The following is an 18,639-nucleotide window of genomic DNA, read 5'->3' as shown; positions in this document are numbered from 1 at the left end:
GCGTATCTATAGCTTAGCCTAACCTGAGTTCCGGGAGGTGGTCCGGCCCCGAAGCCGTGGAGGTCCAAAGGGTAGTCTGGGGGCTATGACACGTGTGCAATTGGCAGATACCGATCTCTTCGTTCACCCTCTTCAGCTGGGAGGCAATCCCTTCGGCTGGGGTGCGGATCGGGATCAGAGCTTCGCGGTCCTCGACGCCTATGCCGAGGCCGGCGGAAACTTCATCGACACCGCCGATGCGTACTCGGCCTGGGTCGAGGGGAACTCGGGCGGAGAATCCGAGACGATCATCGGCGAATGGATGAAGGCGCGCGGCAATCGCGACGACATGGTCATCGCCACCAAGGTCGGCATGCACCCGAAGGGACAGGGCCTCGACCCGGCGAACATCCGCAACTGCGTCGATGCGTCGCTGCGCCGGCTCGGCACCGATCGCATCGACGTCTACTACGCCCACAAAGACGATCCCGACATCGACCAGGTCGCCGTCGCCGAGACCTTCGACGCGCTCGTCCGCTCAGGCAAGGTCAGCTACCTCGGGGCATCGAACTTCAGCCTCGAACGTCTGCAGAAGGCGCGGAAGATCTCGACGAAGTTCTCCCTGGCCTGCTACCGGGTCGTCCAGGACCGTTTCAACCTCGTCTCCCGCGCCGCGGTCGATCCGCAGAAGCAGGCGTACCTGCGCTCCGAGGGCATCGCCGAACTGCCGTTCCACTCGCTGGCTTCCGGGTTCCTCACCGGAAAGCACACCGGCGGTGACGCCACCGGCAGTGTGCGCGGTGAACGTGTGGCCGATTTCGTCGAGGATCAGAAGGCCCTCGGAGCTCTCGAAGTCCTCCACGATGTCGCCGCCGACCACGGTGCCACGATGACGGCCACGGCCATCGCCTGGCAGCTTACCCACGATTTCATTCCCTCGACGATCGCCTCGGCGCGCGTGCCCGAACAGCTCACCGAGCTGCTCGCCGGAACGGAGATGCAGCTGAGTCCTGATCAGAAGGCCGCCCTCGACGGAGCCTGGGTGGAAGCATGAGCGACACCAGCCCGCGCCTGGTCACCTGGGAGAACGGCACCGATCTCGTCATCGAGCTGCTCCTGGGCCGCGACGTCGAAACGGTGTGGAACGCGCTGACCGATTCGGACAGTGCGCGGACATGGTTCGCGCCGTTCCGCCTCGGCGAGGACGGAGAGACACGCACGATTGCGTTCGCACTCGAAGACATCGATCTGAGCGGGTCCGTCCTCAGCTGCGAGGACTTCGACCACGTTCTGCTCGAACTCGACGACTTCGGAGTGCTCGGCCTCCGCGTGATGCCGCTCGAGGGGGAGACCGGTCAGGAGACCCTGCTCGTGTTCACCCACACTGCATCGGATGTTGAGACCGCCCGGGCCCAGGCCGCCGAGGTGGGGCCGATGTGGGACACGCATCTGCGCCTGTTCGCCCGCACCCTCGGCATCGACATCGCCGAGGCGACCGAACCCGAACTCGTCGCCACCTATTCCGACCTCGACCTCGAAATCGCAGAGACTGCGGACGGCACGGAGGGCGAGGCATGAGCGAACCGCTCGTCCTGGGCATCGAATCCTCGTGCGACGAAACCGGGGTCGGCATCGTCCGCGGACGCACACTGCTGACGAACACCGTGTCCTCGTCGATGGACGAGCACGTCCGCTTCGGCGGAGTCGTGCCCGAAGTCGCCTCCCGCGCTCATGTGCAGGCCATCGGCCCGGCCATCGCGTCGGCGTGTGAGACCGCCGAAGTGGAGTTGGCCGATATCGACGCCGTCGCCGTGACCGCCGGGCCTGGGCTCTCCGGTGCACTCATGGTCGGAGTCGGCGCGGCCAAAGGGCTTGCCGCGGCGCTGAACAAACCGCTCTACGGAGTGAACCATCTGGCCGCGCATGTGGCCGTCGACCTCGTCGCCGAGGATATCGACGGATTGACCACGCCGACCATCGCTCTGCTCGTCTCGGGCGGGCACACTGAGATTCTGCGCATCGGAGATGTCGTCGACGACATCGAACTCCTCGGCGCCACCATCGACGATGCCGCAGGCGAGGCCTTCGACAAGACCGCACGCCTGTTGGGGCTCAACTATCCCGGCGGCCCGAACATCTCGAAGGCCGCCCTCGGCCTGCTCGATGGTACCGGAGCCCCCGGCGACCGGAATGCCGTGAAGTTCCCGCGTGGACTCGCGAAGAAGCAGGACCTCCGCGACCCAGAGCGCCGGTATAACTTCTCGTTCTCCGGACTCAAGACGGCGGCCCTGCGCGAGGTGACGAAGGCGGAGACTCTGGGCGCGGACCTGCGGGTGGCCGATATCGCCGCTGGCTTCGAAGGCGCCGTTGTCGACGTCCTCGTGACCAAGACTCTGCTCGCGGCGGCCGACACGGGAATCAACCATGTCGTCCTCGGCGGGGGAGTCGCCGCGAACACTCACCTGCGTGAAGTGCTTGCTGAGCGCTGCGCCGAAGCGGGCGTGACGCTGCGGGTGCCGCCGCTGAAACTCTGCACCGATAATGGGGCCATGGTCGCGGCTCTCGGTGCGGAGCTCGTCTCCCGCGGAATCGGGCCGAGCGACCTGTCCTTCGCTGCCGTCTCCTCATTGGATGTCGATCATGTCCTCGTCTGAGAACGACCCGAACAGCGCCGCCGAGCGGAACTCACAGGCGGCGAAGTCAACGCGTCTGCCTGACGGTCGGCCGCCTCGGCGATCGGGTGATGGGTGGACGTACGGGTCCGATGGGAAGAAGCATTGGGGCCTCAACGGGGCCGCGGGGCTCATGCTCGTCGATCCCGAACGCGGGGTGCTCATGCAGCATCGGGCGCTGTGGTCGGTCGAGGGCGGAACCTGGGGCTTCCCCGGCGGGGCCCGCGATATGGGTGAGTCAGCCGTCGAAGCCGCGATCCGAGAATCGTGGGAAGAAGCCGGAGTGCCTGAGCAGGACGGATCGGGCATCGAGATCCTCGAGACGCATGTCCTCGACCTCGACACCTGGTCGTACACGACGGTGATCGCGAAGACCCTGCGACGTTTCGACGCCGTCATCAACGACCCCGAGAGCATCCAGCTGGCGTGGGTGCCGTTGGACGAGCTCGACGACTACGAGCTGCACCCGGGAGTCGCCTCAGCACTGCCGACGCTGATGGAACTGCTCCGCCCGCACCTGTGAGTGGGTGACTAGGGGCGGCGGGTCGGGTGCTTGTTCGCAGTGCACGCGCTCTGGCGCGACTCCGCGGCGGATTGTTTGGTCGATCCACGGTGATTCAGGCTCTCTGAACGCCGCGGATCGACCAGGAAATCGAGGGCGGCGACGTGCTGCGCGCGAAAAACGGGCTGAGGCTCACTTCGATTCGTCGAGAAACGGGCAACGTGTCGAGACACGGGTGTGCCGTGCGCAACCGTTTTTAGACGCTCAGCCCGTTTCTCGGCGAACGGCCAGGTCTCAGCTGTACGAATTGCGGAGGTCGCGGATGAGCGACCGGGTCACCTCGGTGAGCGAACCGGTGGCGCCGAAGACCTTCTGCAGACGCTGGTAGGGCACACCGCTTTCGATGATCGAGGTGATCGAGTGCAGCTCGTCGGGACAGCCGAGGCGTTCGGCGACGGGAGAGAGCCGCTCGATCTCATCGGCGAGGCATTCGGTGACGAGACGCTCGTCGGCCGCGGCGTTTTCGATGATGATCGCGTCCATGCCGTAGCGGGCGGCGCGCCACTTGTTCTCGTTGTGGAACCAATCGGGCATCGTCGGCAGGATCTCACCGGCGTCGAGGCGCTCGGACATGTCATCGACGAGGCACTGGATGAACGCGGTGACAGCGAGGATCTCCTCGAGGGTCGGCAGTCCGTCGCAGACGCGGACCTCGACGGTGCCCCAGTGCGGTGCGGGGCGGATGTCCCAGCGGATCTCGTTGATGTTGTCGATGATGCCGGTGGTGAGCATATCGTCGACGTACTTCTCGTAGTCCGCCCACTGATCGAACTGGAACGGCAGACCGGCAGTCGGCAGCTGCTGGAACATCATCGCCCGGTTCGAGGCATAGCCGGTGTCCGTGCCGCCCCAGAACGGAGACGACGCGGACAGTGCCTGCAGGTGCGGGACATAGGCGAGCAGTGCGTTGACGATCGGCAGCACCTTGTCGCGTGAGTCGATGCCGACGTGGACGTGGACACCGAAGATCAGCATGTTCCGACCCCACCACTGGGTGCGATCGACGAGTTCGAGATAGCGGTCCTTCGCCCGGACCTCCTGCGACTGCCACTGCGCGAATGGGTGGGTGCCCGCCGACATCAGCTCGACACCGCGCGCCTCGGTCAGCTTCCGCATCGCCCCGATCGAGGTGGCCAGATCCTCGGCGACGGTCGACACCTGGGTATGCACCCCGGTGACGAGTTCGATGGTGTTCGTCAGCATCTCACCGACGATGTGCTTTTCGAATTCGGGCGCATGCTCGGCCACATCCGCCAACAGAGTCTCGGCAGCCGGGGTCAGATCCAGACTGCGAGAATCCAGCAGAGCCAGTTCCCACTCGACACCGAGGGTGGAGCGGGGAGAGCGCGCGAAATCGACCATGGTCCGATCATAAACGCGCACGCTCGATTCGCCTGACTCGGCGGCGATATTCGAGCTGTGTGATGCCCCGCATTCCTCACGCTGCCGGGCGTGCGTCCTTCTCCAGCCGGCTGCCCGAACCGGTGTCGAAGAGGTGCAGGCGCGCGACGTCGGGAACGACGCGCACGGTGTCCCCACGACGGATCGTCGACCGACCGGCAACCCGCGCGACGACCGTCGTCTCACCCGAAGCCAGTCCCGCCCTGCCATGGACATAGGCATCGGCGCCGAGCTCCTCGACGAGATCGACGATGACCTCGAGCCCCTTGTCGTCGGTGACCTGCAGATCCTCCGGACGGACGCCGACGGTGACCGTCTCACCCGTGACCTGGTCACGCTGTTCCGCAGTGAGGGAGAGTTCGACATCGCCGAGGCGCAGCGACGTTCCCTGAACCGGCACGTCGATGAGGTTCATCGCCGGCGAGCCCATGAAGCCCGCGACGAAGAGGTTCGCCGGACGATCGTAGAGATTCGCCGGAGTGTCCACCTGCTGCAGCCGTCCATCGGCGAGGACCGCGACCCGGTCGCCCATCGTCATCGCCTCCACCTGATCGTGGGTGACGTAGACGGTGGTGACGCCGAGGCGGCGGGTCAGTGACGCGATCTGCGCGCGGGTCTGCACACGCAGCTTCGCATCGAGGTTCGACAGCGGCTCGTCCATGAGGAAGACCTGCGGGGATCGGACGATGGCCCGACCCATCGCCACACGCTGCCGCTGCCCGCCGGAGAGCGCCTTCGGCTTGCGATCGAGATACTCCTCGAGGTCGAGCAGACGGGCGGCCTCCTCGACGCGTTCGTTGCGTTCCTGCTTCGTAACGCCTGCGATCTTGAGGGCGAAGGCCATGTTGTCGCGTACGGTCATGTGCGGGTAGAGCGCGTAGTTCTGGAACACCATCGCAATATCGCGTTCCCTGGGGGAGAGGTCCGTGACATCGTGGTCGCCGATGCGGATGTGCCCGGAATCGACGGGTTCGAGCCCGGCGAGCATACGCAGGGTCGTCGACTTCCCGCAGCCCGAGGGGCCGACGAGGACGAGGAACTCCCCGTCGGCGATGTCGAGGCTGACCTCGTTGACGGAGGGCTTCAATGCTTCAGGATACTGACGCAGTGCTTTGTCGAAGGTGACTGTGGCCATTGTTCTCAACCTTTCACGGATGCATTCGCACCCGAAGATCCACGATGATCGGTCGGTGATTGATCGGACAGAGTTTGATCGGACGGTGTTTGATCGGGCGACGAATTTTCGGACGATGAGCGATCGGGCGACGAGCTTTCGGACGAGACGAGATGCGCCGTCTGCTGTGCATAGAACCGGTACTGCTGACGCACCCGCGATGGCCGCGGATGCAGAGTGGCGACGAGCTCGACGCTCCAGTCCGGCAGGCTCCCCGACAGCGTCCACGCCGCCTGCCGGGCCGCACCGATGGCGACGTATTCGGCTTGCTCGGGAACGTCGATGGGCACGGTGAAGATATCGCGGGCGACCTCACGGACGGCGGGATTGCGCGCCGCCCCGCCGATGAGCAGCAGCCGTCCGGCCTCCAACCCCTGCGCCTGCACCGCGTCGAGGCCGTCCGCCAGACCGCACAGCATGCCTTCGACGAAGGCCCGCGCGACGTTCTCCGCCGAGGAGTTCGCCAAGGTCATCCCCTCGAGGCGGGCCGTGGCATCGGGCAGATTCGGGGTGCGCTCGCCCTCGAAGTACGGCACGAGCGTGAGCCCGTCCGATCCCGGCCGGGACGCCAGAGCCAGGGCCGCGAGTTCGTCGTGGCTGACACGCAGCAGCGTCGCCGCCGAATCGAGGACCCTGGCCGCATTGAGCGTGGCGACCAGCGGCAGGCGCCCGCCGTCGGCCGAGGCGAATCCGGCGACCGCGCCGGTCGAATCGGCGATGGTCAGGTCGGTGGTGCCGAAGACTGTGCCCGAGGTGCCGATCGAGATGACGAGATCCCCCGAGGTGACCCCGAGTCCCAGCGCCGCGGCCGCATTGTCCCCGGCCCCGGGCCCCACGACGATTCCGTCCGGGCTGTGCCCGGCGGCCTCGGTGGAGGTGAGGACCCGGGGAAGGATGATCGCCGAGGCGGCTCGCCCGTCCCCGTCTACCTCCGGTGAATCCGTCTCCACGTCCGTATCCGCGGCGCACGGCAATCCCGCAGCTTCACGAGGGGGCCGACCGAAAGTGGTCTGGAAGAGGTCGAGGTCGTAGCGGGAGGCGGAGGGGTCGAAGTAGGCGGTGCCGCTGGCGTCGGAGGCGTAGGTGACCAGCGCGTCGAGCACGGGACCGCGAGCGGAGACGTCGGCGGGTCCGTATCCGAGGAAGCGCCAGGTCAGCCAGTCATGGGGCAGGGCGACGGCGGCGACCCGGGCGGCGTTGTCCGGTTCGGCATCGCGCAGCCACCGCAGTTTGGCGGCGGTGAATGAGGCGACGGGCAGGATCCCGGTGCGTGCGACATAGTCGGCAGCCCCGACCTCGGCGATGAGGTCCCTGGCCGCGGCCTTGCTGCGCAGGTCGTTCCACAGCAGGGCGTCACGGATGACCCGTCCCTCTGAGTCGAGGGCGACGAGGCCATGCTGCTGACCGCTGATGCTCAATCCCGCGACATCATCGAGTCCGCCGGCGGCCGCGATCGCCTCATGCAGAGCCGTCCACCACGCCTCGGGGTCGACCTCGGTGCCTGGCGGGTGCGGGGCCGAACCGGTGCGGATGATGTCACCGGAGTCCGGGTCGGCGATGACGACCTTGCAGCTCTGGGTCGACGAGTCGACGCCGGCGACGAACCTGCGATTCGCACTCATCGGGACTCCTCGGCTGCAGATGGGGAAGTACCGGCCGCCTCGGCGAGGATCTCATCGGCGAGTGCACGATCGATGATCGCGATATCGAGGATCCCGGCGGCACAGGCGGCCCGGACGGCGCGGGCGCGTTCGGCTCCGCGGGCGACTCCGACGGTCGTCGTGGCGCGGCGGAGCTGATCGAGGGTGACGGCGATGACGCGGTCGTCGATCGTGGTGACATCGGCTCCGTCGGCGGCGAACAGCCGGCCGGAAACCTCGGCGATGGCGCCGTCGTCGATGCCGGCCTGACGCTGGGCGGGGGAGCATTTCTCCCACACGGAGGACAGGCCCTCGGCCCAGGATGCCACGGAGACCACGGCGAGGTCGAGGTCATCGGCGGCGGCCAGAGTTCCGGAGATCTCGGGCAGTGCACGCAGGTCGGCGGCGGTTCCGGCCTCGGTGACGAGCAGCGGGGCGGGCAGGCGGACCATGCTCACGGCCGGATCCTGGCCCAGTCGGGTGAAGATCTCCGAGCTGGGACGGTGCGATTCCAAGCGGAGGGCACCGGCGAGCTGGACGATGGTGCACCGGGGCAGGGCCGGAGTGAATGCGGCCGCGGAATCGAGCGTGCGCGACCAGGACAGGCCGATGCGCATTCCCGCATGAGCGTGGCGACCGACCAGCGACAGTGCGGCACGGCCCATCTGCTGGGAGGCCTGGGTGTCGTCGGGGATGTCGACGATGACGACCGAGTTCAGGCCCAGCGATTCCGCGACCTGCTCGGCCAGACCGTCGGCTTCACCGACATCGGCTTCGATGTTGATGGTCACGACTCCGGTGTCGACGGCCTCTTGGAGGAGGCGGGCGACCTGGAACCGGCTGAGTCCGTTCGCCTTGCCGATCTCGACCTTCGACCGACCCTCGAGGTAGTGATCGCGGGCCAGCTGCGCGAGGAAGCGTCGGTGGCGGGCGGTGGGCACCGTGGACATTGTCCTCCCTTCGGCGTCGACGTCTTTGTGTTCGCTCATATGTGAAGTGTTGCACATCTGATCGGTTCGTGACACAGTATTGCACATATGAGCGCCGATGCTCATATGATTTTCTCGCAGCGAACCGATGGCGGGCTGCAATCCCGCAAGGACGAGGGAAGGCACAACGATGAAACACCTGATCACAGGCCGGAGAGTCACCTGGGCGGCCATCGGAATGGTCGGAGCGCTGGCATTGTCCGGCTGTGGCGGCGCCGGTGGCAGCTCGGCCGGAGGCGGCGGCGATGAGGTCAACGTCCTCATGGTCAACAACCCGCAGATGCAGGACCTGCAGAAGCTCACGGCCGACCATTTCACCAAGGACACCGGCATCAAGGTCAACTACACCGTGCTGCCCGAGAACGAGGTGCGGGCGAAGATCGGCCAGGAGTTCGCCGCCCAGGCCGGCAACTACGACGTCGCCTCGTTGTCGAACTACGAGATCCCGACCTACGCGAAGAACAAGTGGCTCACGCCCATGGATGAAGGCGTCGTCGATGCCGAGGGCTTCGACCAGGACGACATCCTGGCCCCCATGGCCGAATCGATGACGGTCGACGACAAGATCTACGGCGAGCCGTTCTACGGTGAGGGCTCGTTCCTCATGTACCGCACGGACATCTTCGAGACGGCCGGTGTGGAGATGCCGGAGAAGCCGACCTGGGACGAAGTCGCGAAGCTCGCGGCGAAGGTCGACGGTGCGGAGAAGGGCACGAAGGGCATCTGCCTGCGCGGACTGCCCGGCTGGGGTGAGATGTTCGCCCCGCTGACGACCGTGGTCAACACCTTCGGCGGCACCTGGTTCGACGAGGATTGGAACGCCCAGGTCGACTCGAAGGAATTCAAGGAGGCGACGAACTTCTACGTCGATCTCATCAAGGACCACGGCGAATCCGGTGCCCCGCAGGCCGGTTACACCGAATGCCTGACGAACCTGCAGCAGGGCAAGGTCGCCATGTGGTACGACTCGACGGCCGCCACCGGCACCCTCGAAGCCGATGACTCTCCCGTCAAGGGCAAGATCGGCTACGTCGCGGCACCTGTGAAGGAGACGGAGTCGAGCTCCTGGCTCTACACCTGGGCGTGGGGCATCCAGGCTGCGGGCAAGAACCAGGACGCGGCGAAGCAGTTCGTCGCCTGGGCCTCGTCGAAGGACTACGAGGAGACCGTCGCCGAGGAGCTCGGCTGGCAGCATGTGCCCGCCGGCAAGCGGACCTCGACCTATGAGAACCCCGAGTATCAGAAGGCTGCTGAGCCCTTCTTCAAGCAGACCGAAGACGCCATCAACTCGGCCGATCCGGTCAGCCCCGGAGTCCAGCCGCGGCCGACGCTGGGCGTCCAGTTCGTGACGATCCCCGAATTCGCGGATCTCGCCACGGGCATCTCCGAAGACGTCAGCTCCGCCATCGCCGGACGCACGACCGCCGACGCTGCCCTGGAGAAGGGACAGAAGGCCGCGGAGAAGGTCGGAGACAAGTACAAGAAGTGACTGCCCGCACCACCCACCTGACGAAGGATTTCGAAGTGTCAGCTCCAGCCGCTGAGCGTGCATCGCAGCCGATCACGCCGCCGAAACCCCGTGCCAAGGATCGATGGCTCAAACGTGCGCCCATGCTGCCGGCGCTGATCTTCGTCATCCTCGTCACCCAGATTCCGTTCGCGATCACGATCATCATCTCGTTCATGAACTGGAATGCCGCCTACCCCGATGACATCAGCTTCGGAACGCTGCAGAACTATGTCACCGTCTTCACCGATGCGAACCTGCTCAAGGCCGTGTTCGTCACCGTCGGGCTCACCGTCGGCGTCGTGTTGGCTTCCGCTCTGCTGGGACTGGGCATCGCCCTGCTGCTCGATCGGAAGTTCATCGGCCGGGGGTTCGTCCGCACCTTGATGATCACCCCGTTCCTCGTCGTTCCCGTCGCCGCCGCGCTGCTGTTCAAGCACGCGATCTTCAACCCCTCCTACGGTCTGATCAACGGGCTGCTGACCACAGTGTTCGGTGAGAACGCTCCGCAGCCGGACCTCATGACCTCCAATCCGCTGCTGGGCATCGGGATCGTCCTCGTCTGGCAGTGGACGCCGTTCATGATGCTCATCATGCTCGCCGGACTGCAGTCGCGACCCATGGACGTCTACGAGGCGGCGCTGGTCGACGGGGCCGGACCGTGGCAGACCTTCCGCTTCATCACCCTGCCCCACCTGCGTCGATACATCGAGCTCGCCGCGCTGCTGGGCACGATCTACATCGTCCAGAACTTCGACATGGTCTTCACCATGACCTCCGGAGGACTCGGCACGGCCACCCTGCCGTATGTCATCTACCAGGAGTTCTTCGTCGCCCAGGACAACGGAGTCGCGTCCGCCGTCGGCGTCATCGTCGTCATCGCCTCGCTCATCACCGCGACCTTCGCCCTGCGCACCGCATCGACCCTGCTCAAGGAGGAGAACTCATGAGCACCCCCGATCTCACCGTGGACTCCCACCCCGCATCCGGGGTGACCCCCACCCCGACCGAACCGGGCGGACCCGGATCCGCAGAGCCGCCTCGGCGGAAGGCGAACGCACCGAGGCGGCCCGGCCAGGGTCGGGCGGGCAAGATCCTGCTCGGCCTGTTGGCCTGGTTCGTCGGACTCCTGTTCGTCTCACCCCTGCTGTGGATGCTGCTGACCAGCCTGCACGCGGAGACCGATGCCTCGACGAACCCGCCGAGCTACTTCGCCCCGCTGACCTTGGAGTCCTATGCGAACTTCTTCGGCGGCGGCAACGGCGCGAACCCGTGGCCGTTCCTCATCAACTCCGCCGTCGCCGCGATCGTGTCGACCCTCATCGTCCTCGTCCTGTCCACGATGGCCGCGTATTCGCTGGCGATCCGCCGCATCGAACGCTGGTCTGACGTGCTGTTCTTCCTGCTGTCGACGAAGATGCTGCCGATGGTGGCGGGCCTCCTGCCCGTCTACCTCGTCGCGAAGTCCTTCGGCATCCTCGACACCTGGCTGCTGCTCATCATCATCTACTCGGCGATGAACATGCCGATCGCGGTGTGGATGATGCGCTCCTTCCTCGCCGAGGTGCCCGTCGAAGTCCTCGAAGCCGCCGAACTCGACGGTGCCCGACTGCCGCGTGTATTCATGCAGATCCTGCTGCCGCTGACGGCCCCCGGACTGGCCGCGACCGCCCTGATCTGCTTCATCTTCTCGTGGAACGAACTCCTCTTCGCCACGGTGCTCACCTCCACGGCGGCGTCGACGGCACCCGTGTTCCTCACCAGCTTCGTCACCTCCCAGGGTCTGTTCCTGTCGCAGGTGTGCGCGGCCTCGCTCATCATCTCCGTGCCCGTGCTCGTGGCCGGAATCGCCGCCCAGGACAAACTCGTCCAGGGCCTGTCCATGGGAGCCGTCAAATGACCGCACCGACCACCGCGCTGTCCCTCAACACCCATAACCTCGCCGAGGTGGCCGACCACGGAATCGCCGTCCCCACCTATGATCGGTCGGCCGTTCGTCCCGGCATCGTCCACTTCGGAGTCGGCGGATTCCACCGCGCCCATATGGCGATGGTCCTCGACGACCTCATGCAGTCAGGGCTCGCGACCGACTGGGGGATCGTCGGGGCAGGAGTGCTGCCGCACGATGTGGCCATGCGCGACGCCCTGGCCGACCAAGACCATCTGTACACGCTGACGCTCAAGCACGCCGACGGGGCCAAGGAGCGTCGGGTGATCGGGTCGATCATCGACTACCGGTTCGGACCCGACGACCCTCCCGGACTGCTCGATCTGCTCACCGATGAGACGATCAGGATCGTCTCGCTGACCGTCACCGAAGGCGGCTACAACGTCAACCCCGTCACCGGGGAGTTCATTGCCGACGAGCCGACGATCGTCGCCGATGTCGAGGCCCTGCGCGCCGGTGAGCTGCCGGCGACCGTCTTCGGATACGTCGTCTCCGCCCTGCGGGCGCGGCGCGAAGCCGGAGTCGCACCGTTCACCGTGCAGTCGTGCGACAACATCTCCGAGAACGGTGAGGTGGCGGCGAAGATGTTCGCTGCCTTCGCACGCCTCGTGGATGCCGATCTCGCCGAGTGGATCGGTGAGACCGTGTCGTTCCCGAACTCGATGGTCGACCGCATCACCCCGGCCACCACCGATGGTGACCGGGCCGATCTGCTGGCCGACACGGGAGTCACCGATGCCTGGCCGGTCGTCGCCGAGCCCTTCTTCCAATGGGTGCTCGAAGACGACTTCACCTCCGGACGTCCGCCCTACGAAGAGGCCCGGGTGCAGGTCGTCGACGATGTGCAGCCCTATGAGCATATGAAGCTGCGGCTGCTCAACTCCGGGCATCAGGGGCTCGCGTACTTCGGCCTCCTCGGCGGATACACCTTCGCGCACGAGGCGATGGCGAACCCGGACATCCCCGTCTACCTGCGCCGATACATGGACGAAGAGGGCACACCGAGCCTGTCGCCGCTGCCCGGGATCGACCTCGAGAAGTACAAAGATTCGCTCATCGAACGGTTCAGCAACCCGGAGATCCGCGATACTCTCGCCCGTCTCGGTGCCGAATCATCCGACCGGATCCCCAAATGGCTGCTGCCCGTGGTCAAGGACAACCTCGCCTTCGGTCACCCGATCGAGGTGGCCGCGGCGATCTGCGCCTCGTGGGCCCGTTATGCCGAAGGACATGACGAGACCGGCGGTCGGTTCACCATCGTCGACCGCTATGCCGAGGAGCTGCAGGCGGTGGCCGCGACACAGGGAGAGGACCCGCTGGCCTTCGTCCGGCAGGAACAGTTCTTCGGACCGCTGGCCGAGGAGCCGAGGTTCACCGAACCGTACCTGAAGGCACTGGCATCACTGCACGAACGAGGAGCGAAGGAGACCGCCCGCCGCCTGGCCGCTCACGAGGAGCTGTGAACAGGCGGTGCGCAGGCGAGAACGTTTAGCATGGAGGCATGTTGCGTTCTCGCCTGAGCCTCCTGGCCCTGACCACGACTCTCGCGCTCGTCGGCTGTTCCGGCGGAGCGTCGACGCCCGGACCTGATACCAATGACACGCAGTCATCTGCGGGATCGGCCGCTGAGTCTGGTCCGCAATCGGGTGCCCAGGCGGAGACCGAATCGTCTCTGGACGATCCCGCCGAAGCGGATCCGGGCGATTTCAAAGATGAGGCCGCGGACATCGTCGGCGACTTCTCCGACGACGAACTCGCCGGGTCCCTCATCATCGGCACCTGGGAAGGCACGGACACGCAGACCCCGGTGGACATGGTCAAGCAGAACCACCTCGGCGGGGTCATCGTCATGGGTTACAACCTGTCGGAGAATCCGACGAAGGATCAGGTCACGAAACTGACTGGTCAGATCTCCGGGGCACGGACTAAAGGCCAGCCCGTGTCGATCGGCGTCGACCAGGAAGGCGGTCCGGTGTCTCGGCTGAGCTCGGCCGCGCTGCCGTTCCCACCACTCATGGGCTTGGCCGCCACCGACGATTCCGACCTCATCACCGACGCCACGACCGTGCAGGGGAAGAACCTCGCCGATCTGGGCTTCACCATCGACTTCGCCCCGGACTCCGACGTCACGGTCGGGCCGAAGGACAAGGCGATCAACGTCCGCTCGGGCGGCACCGACCATGAGGACGTCGCCGAGGTCGTCGCCGACGCCGTCGAAGGTTACCGCTCCGGTGGGGTGTCGAGTTCGGCGAAGCACTTCCCGGGACACGGCCGCCTCGGCGTGGATTCGCACGAGAGCCTGCCGGTGTCGGAGAAGTCGATCGAGGAGATGGAGGACTCGGATCTCCTGCCGTTCAAATCCGCGGTCAGGGCCGGGGTGCCGATGGTGATGATGGGCCATATCGGGCTGCCCGATGCGAAGACGACGCCCGCGACGCTGAATGAGAAGGCGTATTCGGCGCTGCGTGAGACCCTCGACTATGACGGCGTCATCGCCACGGATGCGCTGAACATGAAAGCCGTGCCGCAGAACCTGAACGGCGGAGAGACCGTCAAGGCGCTCGCCGCCGGAGCCGATATCGCGCTCATGCCCCCGGATTCCGGTGCGGCACAGAAGGCGATCGTCAAGGCGATGGGGGACGGGACGCTGAAGAAGAAGGACCTCGTCGAGAAGTCCGAGCGCGTCGTCGCCGCGCAGCTGGCCACCGCCGAGGCGCAGAAGAGCGTGCAGGCCGGTGACTCGGACGCCAAGGATCCGAAGAAGGTCCTCACGAAGGTCGCTGACAAGTCCCTCACCGTGCTCAAGGGCAAATGCTCCTTCGCGGGTACGGACTCGATCTCGATCGTCGGCGGCAGTGACAAGGAGAAGGCGGCGCTGAAGGAAGCGGCCGAAGCCGAGGACCTCACCGTCGGATCCGGCGGAACCTCCGTGAGCCTGAGCCCGTCGACCTCCGCCGAGGTGGCTGTGGGCACCGCTGCTCCGTGGACGATGCGCAGCACCTCGGCGAAATCCGCGGTGACCGCGTATGATTCGAACCCCTACGCGCTGCGAGCCGTGGCGAAGTGGTTGAAGGGCGACCTCGAAGCGTCCGGGCAGTTGCCTGCCGAATACGACGGCAGCGACAAAGCTCCCGACTGCGGGTGATCACGGCCGGCTCTGCGACTTCCGGACGATGCATGCCGGAAAACAACTGGGAATCCCGCACACATCGTCCGGAACTCGCTTCTCTGGCTCCTCGGTGAGAGGCTCAGCAGTATCCAGGGATTCGGAGATGAGAAAACCCCTCGTCGGCGCAGTGCCGGCGAGGGGATTCCTTATGTATTCAGTTCTGGGTGGAGATCAGAGCACGCGGATGTACTGGGCGCCCTGCTGGGTCATCCAATCGACGCTGCGGTAGCTGGTGTCCACCGAAGTGTTCCCAGCGTCGTACATCATGCCGTCGCCTGCGTAGATGCCGACGTGGCCCGGTGACCAGATGATATCCCCGGCCTTCGCTTCGGAAGCCGAGACGATCTGTCCGGCGCCCTTCTGTGCCGACGACGTGCGCGGCAGGTCCACGCCCACCTTGCCGTAGACGAATGAGGTGTAGCCGGAGCAGTCCCAGCCGCTGGGCGAAGTCCCACCCAGCACATAAGGCGTTCCGACGTACTGCTTCGCGATGGCGATGACCTGCTCGGCCTTCGATCCGTCCGGGACCTTGACGTCTCCGGAGCCCGAGTCCGCGCCGTCGTCCTTGCTCTTGTCGTCGCCCGAATCGGAGCCCTCATCGCCGGTGCCGGCGGAATCGTCGTCGGAGTTCTCGCTCGGCTCTTCCTTCGGCTCCTCGGCAGGCGCCGGCTCTGCGACGGTCTCCTCCGGCTCTTCCTTCGGCTCAGGCTTCGGTTTCGGCTTGGGCTTCGGCTTAGGGGCGGCCTCGGCCGTGACCACGTCCGTGTCGACGGTGACCGAGGAATCCTGATCACCCTTCTTCGAAGAACCGCCGGCATCGATGTTCGGCGTCTGGTTCTTGAACTCGACGGGAGCCTGCTTCTCGGACTCGGCTGCGACTTTCGCCTCGTCGTCGGTTCCCTGCCCAGCGGCGGGCATGATCGCTGCGGTGAGCAGTCCGCCGCTGGCGGCGACGACTGCGGCACGGCGGCCGAATGCGCCGGAGTTCGTTGCGAGCAGTTCGCTCAGCTCGGTCAGTGGTGTTTTGGCCTTGGCGTTCGCGGCGCGGCGGCCGTGCTGCTTAGATGCCACGATTTCCTCTCGTTGCCTGTCTGAGTATGACGATGTCCTCCACTGTAACGAATTCGTGATCTTCTGTCACGTTTTTGTTACAAACGGATTCGCAGGCAGGTTCGAGGGTATAATTGCAGGTCACAGGGTCGGTGTGGACAAGAATGGCTGGTGGTGGGCTGTGGTTCCGCCTGATTGTGACTGTGATTCAGCGCTCAGTCTCAGCCTTGAATAACGTTTCGTGACATTCGCAAGACGCAATTCTTGGGTCAATCCGCGGCGTTTTTCCCGCCCAAACCACCGTGGATCGACCCAAGAATGCCGACGGCGTGAGATCGCGCGTGCGGTGTTGACGGCGCGTGTGGTGGTGCGCACGCGTGGTGGTGACTGAGCGTTAGGCTCCGGTCTCGACAGGTCGGCTGGGATCCGATGACCATCCGGACCAGCTCGCGGGGTAGAGACTGGGCTCGATGCCTAGGGTCGCCAGCGCCAGAGCATTGTGACAGGCGGTGACGCCCGAACCGCAGTACACGCCTACCGGCCCGTCGAGGGCGCCCAGCTCCTCGAAGCGTTCCTGCAGAAGAGCCTCGGGCAGGAACGTCCCCGCGGGGACGTTGTCCGTGGCCGGGGCATTCTTCGCCCCGGGGATATGCCCGGCCTGCGGATCGAGCGGCTCGGTCTCTCCGCGGAAGCGCTCACCGGCGCGGGCATCGAGCAGGACTCCGTCGAAGTCGGCCGCCGACTCGGCGTCGATGACGGGCAGCTTCCCTGGGCTGATCTCCAATGAACTGGGTGTGACTTCGGGGGTGGGTCCTGTCTCGAGCGTCCCGCCGGCGTCACGGAACGCGGCGAGTCCGCCGTCGAGGACGCGGGCGCTCAACCCGGCCCAGCGCAGCAGCCACCAGGCACGGGCCGCGCCGAGGGCGGAATTGTCGTCGTAGACCACGACCTCGGTGTCGGCATCGATGCCCCAGGAGCGCACAGTCTCTTGGAAGGCTTCGGGGCTCGGCAGCGGGTGCCGGCCGGCCGTCGGGTCGGTGCTGCCGTGGTCGGCGAGCTCGGTGTCGAGGTCGACGTAGAGGGCCCCAGGGATGTGCCCTGCGGCGAAGTCCTCGCTGCCATCGGGCTTCGGCAGGGTCCAGCGGACGTCGAGCAGCCTCGGCGCCGGAGAATCGGCCATGCGGGTAAGCAGTTCATCGGCGCTGATGAGAACGTCGGAGCGGGTCAATTCGATCTCCTTCTTGTATAGGGTCACACCGTCTGGACGGGATCCAGGGACGGGGTCGCATCGGTCGGGACAGGGTCACACAGGTTGCAACAGGCTCACACCGGTTGGGTGAGCAGGACGACGTGCTTCTCGCCGAGGCGAGTGAACACGAGCGTGGCTTTGTCGCCCTTGGGCAGTTTGAGTTGGCGGCGGACCTGGTCGGGAACGATGTCGGCACCGCGTTTCTTGATCACGACCGAACCGATTCCGCGGGAGACGAGCTCCTTGCGCAGGCTCGGAACCTTCGCGGGCAGAACGTCGATCACCTCATAGGCGGTGACTCCTGCCGATGCCGGGCCGCTCGGTTCGACGTCGGTGGTGAGATAGGCGATCTTCGGGTGCAGCCGGCGCGCCTGCAGCGGTGCGCACAAAGCGGCAACGAGTCCGGCGCGCACGATCGCACCATCGGGCTCGAGCAGATACTTCCCGAGCTCCCCGATGTCCGCCTCGTCCTCGTCGGGCAAGTTGTCCTCGTGGACGAGGAGGGTGCGTTCGCCCATGACGAGGGCGCCGCGGCCGGGGCGCTGCCTGGCGGCACCGAAGTAGAGGCAGACCTCGACGACCTCGCCGTTGTGGGAGACCCACTGGGCTTCGGCGTCCTCGGGGACGAGGTCGTGGTCGAGTGCCGGGCCGAGCTTCACTCCGGCCGCCTTCGCCGCGCTGGCCTTCTCGATCACCCACGACAGAGAGGGGGAGAAGGCTTCGGGGTCGGTGATGCGGGACGTCGATCCGCGTTTGTCGGCCTTGCCGATGGTCCGCCGGGCCGGATCGAACCAGAGGGCATCGAATCCATCCAGGTCGACATCCTCGGCGCGAGCGTGTTCGACCGCGGCATCGGGCAGATGACGGAGGTTGAAGGCGGCGATGGCGGCAGTGACTTCGTCGGCGTCGACAGCCGAGACCTGCGCGCCCATTCCGGCGAAGGCGACCGAGTCCGCGCCGATCCCGCATCCGAGATCGGCGATGCGGAAGGACTCACCCTCGGCCACGTCGCCGATGAGGCGACGCGCATGATGAGCGGCGACCGGCAGCCGCGTGGCCTGGGCCAGTCCGTCGCGAGTGAAGAGCATGTCCTCCGCGAAGGGTCCGAGCTTCGCTGCCGCCTCCTGCCGCAGCCGGGCCTGAGTGAGCAGGGCTGCAGTCACCTCGGCGGAGAAGCCCTCTTTGCGCAGTGCGGTTGACCGTGCGAGCTCATCGCCTTCGAGGTCGTCGATGCGGTCGAGTCGGTCGAGAACGGCGACGTCGAGCAGTTCAGTCAGTGTCTGCGGATCCATGGCTTCA

The 18,639-nt window shown here is 65.9% G+C and carries 16 protein-coding genes; 9 read left to right on the top strand and 7 right to left on the bottom strand.

The window, feature by feature from the left end; translation table 11 throughout:
• Positions 1-85 precede the first annotated feature (85 nt).
• From GUY30_RS12880 to GUY30_RS12865, 4 genes are read left to right on the top strand one after another with little or no spacing between them, the layout of a single operon-like run.
• Entirely contained in the window at positions 86-1,033 is a 948-nt protein-coding gene (locus GUY30_RS12880) for an aldo/keto reductase (RefSeq protein ID WP_167198249.1), read from the top strand.
• Complete coding sequence (locus GUY30_RS12875) at positions 1,030-1,557, top strand: SRPBCC domain-containing protein (protein WP_167198246.1); 528 nt, start codon at positions 1,030-1,032, stop codon at positions 1,555-1,557. The genes GUY30_RS12880 and GUY30_RS12875 overlap by 4 nt, the downstream gene beginning before the upstream one ends.
• A complete protein-coding gene (gene tsaD, locus GUY30_RS12870; RefSeq protein ID WP_167198243.1) occupies positions 1,554-2,633 on the top strand; it encodes a tRNA (adenosine(37)-N6)-threonylcarbamoyltransferase complex transferase subunit TsaD in 1,080 nt (359 codons plus the stop codon). The genes GUY30_RS12875 and tsaD overlap by 4 nt, the downstream gene beginning before the upstream one ends.
• A complete protein-coding gene (locus GUY30_RS12865) occupies positions 2,620-3,174 on the top strand; it encodes an NUDIX domain-containing protein (RefSeq protein ID WP_228281323.1) in 555 nt (184 codons plus the stop codon). The genes tsaD and GUY30_RS12865 overlap by 14 nt, the downstream gene beginning before the upstream one ends.
• Before the next feature lie 273 nt (positions 3,175-3,447).
• Here GUY30_RS12865 and GUY30_RS12860 read toward each other — a convergent pair whose 3' ends face one another.
• The 4 genes from GUY30_RS12860 to GUY30_RS12845 form a co-directional block, all read right to left on the bottom strand.
• Complete coding sequence (locus GUY30_RS12860) at positions 3,448-4,575, bottom strand: glutamate--cysteine ligase (RefSeq protein WP_167198237.1); 1,128 nt, start codon at positions 4,573-4,575, stop codon at positions 3,448-3,450.
• Positions 4,576-4,651: 76 nt separating this feature from the next.
• Positions 4,652-5,749 carry an ABC transporter ATP-binding protein gene (locus tag GUY30_RS12855; RefSeq protein ID WP_167198234.1) on the bottom strand — a complete coding sequence of 366 codons (1,098 nt, stop codon included), beginning with the start codon at positions 5,747-5,749 and terminating at the stop codon, positions 4,652-4,654.
• Between the two features lie 5 nt (positions 5,750-5,754).
• Positions 5,755-7,410: a xylulokinase gene (locus GUY30_RS12850; RefSeq protein ID WP_167198231.1), complete on the bottom strand. Its 1,656-nt coding sequence runs from the start codon at positions 7,408-7,410 to the stop codon at positions 5,755-5,757.
• Entirely contained in the window at positions 7,407-8,417 is a 1,011-nt protein-coding gene (locus GUY30_RS12845) for a sugar-binding domain-containing protein (RefSeq protein ID WP_167198228.1), read from the bottom strand. The genes GUY30_RS12850 and GUY30_RS12845 overlap by 4 nt, the downstream gene beginning before the upstream one ends.
• Before the next feature lie 130 nt (positions 8,418-8,547).
• Between GUY30_RS12845 and GUY30_RS12840 the strand changes: the two genes are divergently transcribed.
• The 5 genes from GUY30_RS12840 to GUY30_RS12820 all read left to right on the top strand — a co-directional run bounded on the left by GUY30_RS12840 (position 8,548) and on the right by GUY30_RS12820 (position 15,017).
• Positions 8,548-9,906, top strand: coding sequence for an ABC transporter substrate-binding protein (locus GUY30_RS12840; protein WP_167198225.1), 1,359 nt, complete (start codon positions 8,548-8,550; stop codon positions 9,904-9,906).
• Between the two features lie 122 nt (positions 9,907-10,028).
• Positions 10,029-10,874: a carbohydrate ABC transporter permease gene (locus tag GUY30_RS12835; RefSeq protein WP_208091529.1), complete on the top strand. Its 846-nt coding sequence runs from the start codon at positions 10,029-10,031 to the stop codon at positions 10,872-10,874.
• Positions 10,871-11,824: a carbohydrate ABC transporter permease gene (locus tag GUY30_RS12830; protein ID WP_228281320.1), complete on the top strand. Its 954-nt coding sequence runs from the start codon at positions 10,871-10,873 to the stop codon at positions 11,822-11,824. Before GUY30_RS12835 ends, GUY30_RS12830 begins: the two co-directional genes overlap by 4 nt.
• The gene (locus GUY30_RS12825; protein WP_167198222.1) at positions 11,821-13,335 is read left to right on the top strand and encodes a mannitol dehydrogenase family protein; all 1,515 of its coding nucleotides are present in this window, start codon (positions 11,821-11,823) and stop codon (positions 13,333-13,335) included. Before GUY30_RS12830 ends, GUY30_RS12825 begins: the two co-directional genes overlap by 4 nt.
• A gap of 38 nt (positions 13,336-13,373) precedes the next feature.
• Positions 13,374-15,017 carry a glycoside hydrolase family 3 N-terminal domain-containing protein gene (locus GUY30_RS12820; RefSeq protein ID WP_228281318.1) on the top strand — a complete coding sequence of 548 codons (1,644 nt, stop codon included), beginning with the start codon at positions 13,374-13,376 and terminating at the stop codon, positions 15,015-15,017.
• Positions 15,018-15,212: 195 nt separating this feature from the next.
• Here the strand turns inward: GUY30_RS12820 and GUY30_RS12815 are convergent, their stop codons facing one another.
• The 3 genes from GUY30_RS12815 to GUY30_RS12805 form a co-directional block, all read right to left on the bottom strand.
• Positions 15,213-16,112: a C40 family peptidase gene (locus GUY30_RS12815; RefSeq protein WP_167198219.1), complete on the bottom strand. Its 900-nt coding sequence runs from the start codon at positions 16,110-16,112 to the stop codon at positions 15,213-15,215.
• A 373-nt stretch (positions 16,113-16,485) separates the two neighbouring features.
• Positions 16,486-17,319 carry a sulfurtransferase gene (locus tag GUY30_RS12810; protein ID WP_167198216.1) on the bottom strand — a complete coding sequence of 278 codons (834 nt, stop codon included), beginning with the start codon at positions 17,317-17,319 and terminating at the stop codon, positions 16,486-16,488.
• Positions 17,320-17,414: 95 nt separating this feature from the next.
• Positions 17,415-18,632 (bottom strand): class I SAM-dependent methyltransferase, encoded by a 1,218-nt coding sequence (locus GUY30_RS12805; protein WP_167198213.1) that lies wholly within the window; start codon positions 18,630-18,632, stop codon positions 17,415-17,417.
• Positions 18,633-18,639: the final 7 nt, after the last annotated feature.

This window comes from Brevibacterium pigmentatum (genome assembly GCF_011617465.1).
Taxonomy (GTDB): Bacteria; Actinomycetota; Actinomycetes; order Actinomycetales; family Brevibacteriaceae; genus Brevibacterium; species Brevibacterium pigmentatum.
The sequence above is the reverse complement of the archived record's forward strand: the minus strand, read 5'-3'. Positions and strand labels throughout refer to the sequence as shown.

Excerpts from the sequence above, each read along its gene's own strand:
- GUY30_RS12880 (WP_167198249.1), top strand. The coding sequence starts at position 86 with ATGACACGTGTGCAATTGGCAGATACCGATCTCTTCGTTCACCCTCTT.
- GUY30_RS12875 (WP_167198246.1), top strand. The coding sequence starts at position 1,030 with ATGAGCGACACCAGCCCGCGCCTGGTCACCTGGGAGAACGGCACCGAT.
- tsaD (WP_167198243.1), top strand. The coding sequence starts at position 1,554 with ATGAGCGAACCGCTCGTCCTGGGCATCGAATCCTCGTGCGACGAAACC.
- GUY30_RS12865 (WP_228281323.1), top strand. The coding sequence starts at position 2,620 with ATGTCCTCGTCTGAGAACGACCCGAACAGCGCCGCCGAGCGGAACTCA.
- GUY30_RS12860 (WP_167198237.1), bottom strand. The coding sequence starts at position 4,575 with ATGGTCGATTTCGCGCGCTCTCCCCGCTCCACCCTCGGTGTCGAGTGG.
- GUY30_RS12855 (WP_167198234.1), bottom strand. The coding sequence starts at position 5,749 with ATGGCCACAGTCACCTTCGACAAAGCACTGCGTCAGTATCCTGAAGCA.
- GUY30_RS12850 (WP_167198231.1), bottom strand. The coding sequence starts at position 7,410 with ATGAGTGCGAATCGCAGGTTCGTCGCCGGCGTCGACTCGTCGACCCAG.
- GUY30_RS12845 (WP_167198228.1), bottom strand. The coding sequence starts at position 8,417 with ATGAGCGAACACAAAGACGTCGACGCCGAAGGGAGGACAATGTCCACG.
- GUY30_RS12840 (WP_167198225.1), top strand. The coding sequence starts at position 8,548 with ATGAAACACCTGATCACAGGCCGGAGAGTCACCTGGGCGGCCATCGGA.
- GUY30_RS12835 (WP_208091529.1), top strand. The coding sequence starts at position 10,029 with ATGCTGCCGGCGCTGATCTTCGTCATCCTCGTCACCCAGATTCCGTTC.
- GUY30_RS12830 (WP_228281320.1), top strand. The coding sequence starts at position 10,871 with ATGAGCACCCCCGATCTCACCGTGGACTCCCACCCCGCATCCGGGGTG.
- GUY30_RS12825 (WP_167198222.1), top strand. The coding sequence starts at position 11,821 with ATGACCGCACCGACCACCGCGCTGTCCCTCAACACCCATAACCTCGCC.
- GUY30_RS12820 (WP_228281318.1), top strand. The coding sequence starts at position 13,374 with ATGTTGCGTTCTCGCCTGAGCCTCCTGGCCCTGACCACGACTCTCGCG.
- GUY30_RS12805 (WP_167198213.1), bottom strand. The coding sequence starts at position 18,632 with ATGGATCCGCAGACACTGACTGAACTGCTCGACGTCGCCGTTCTCGAC.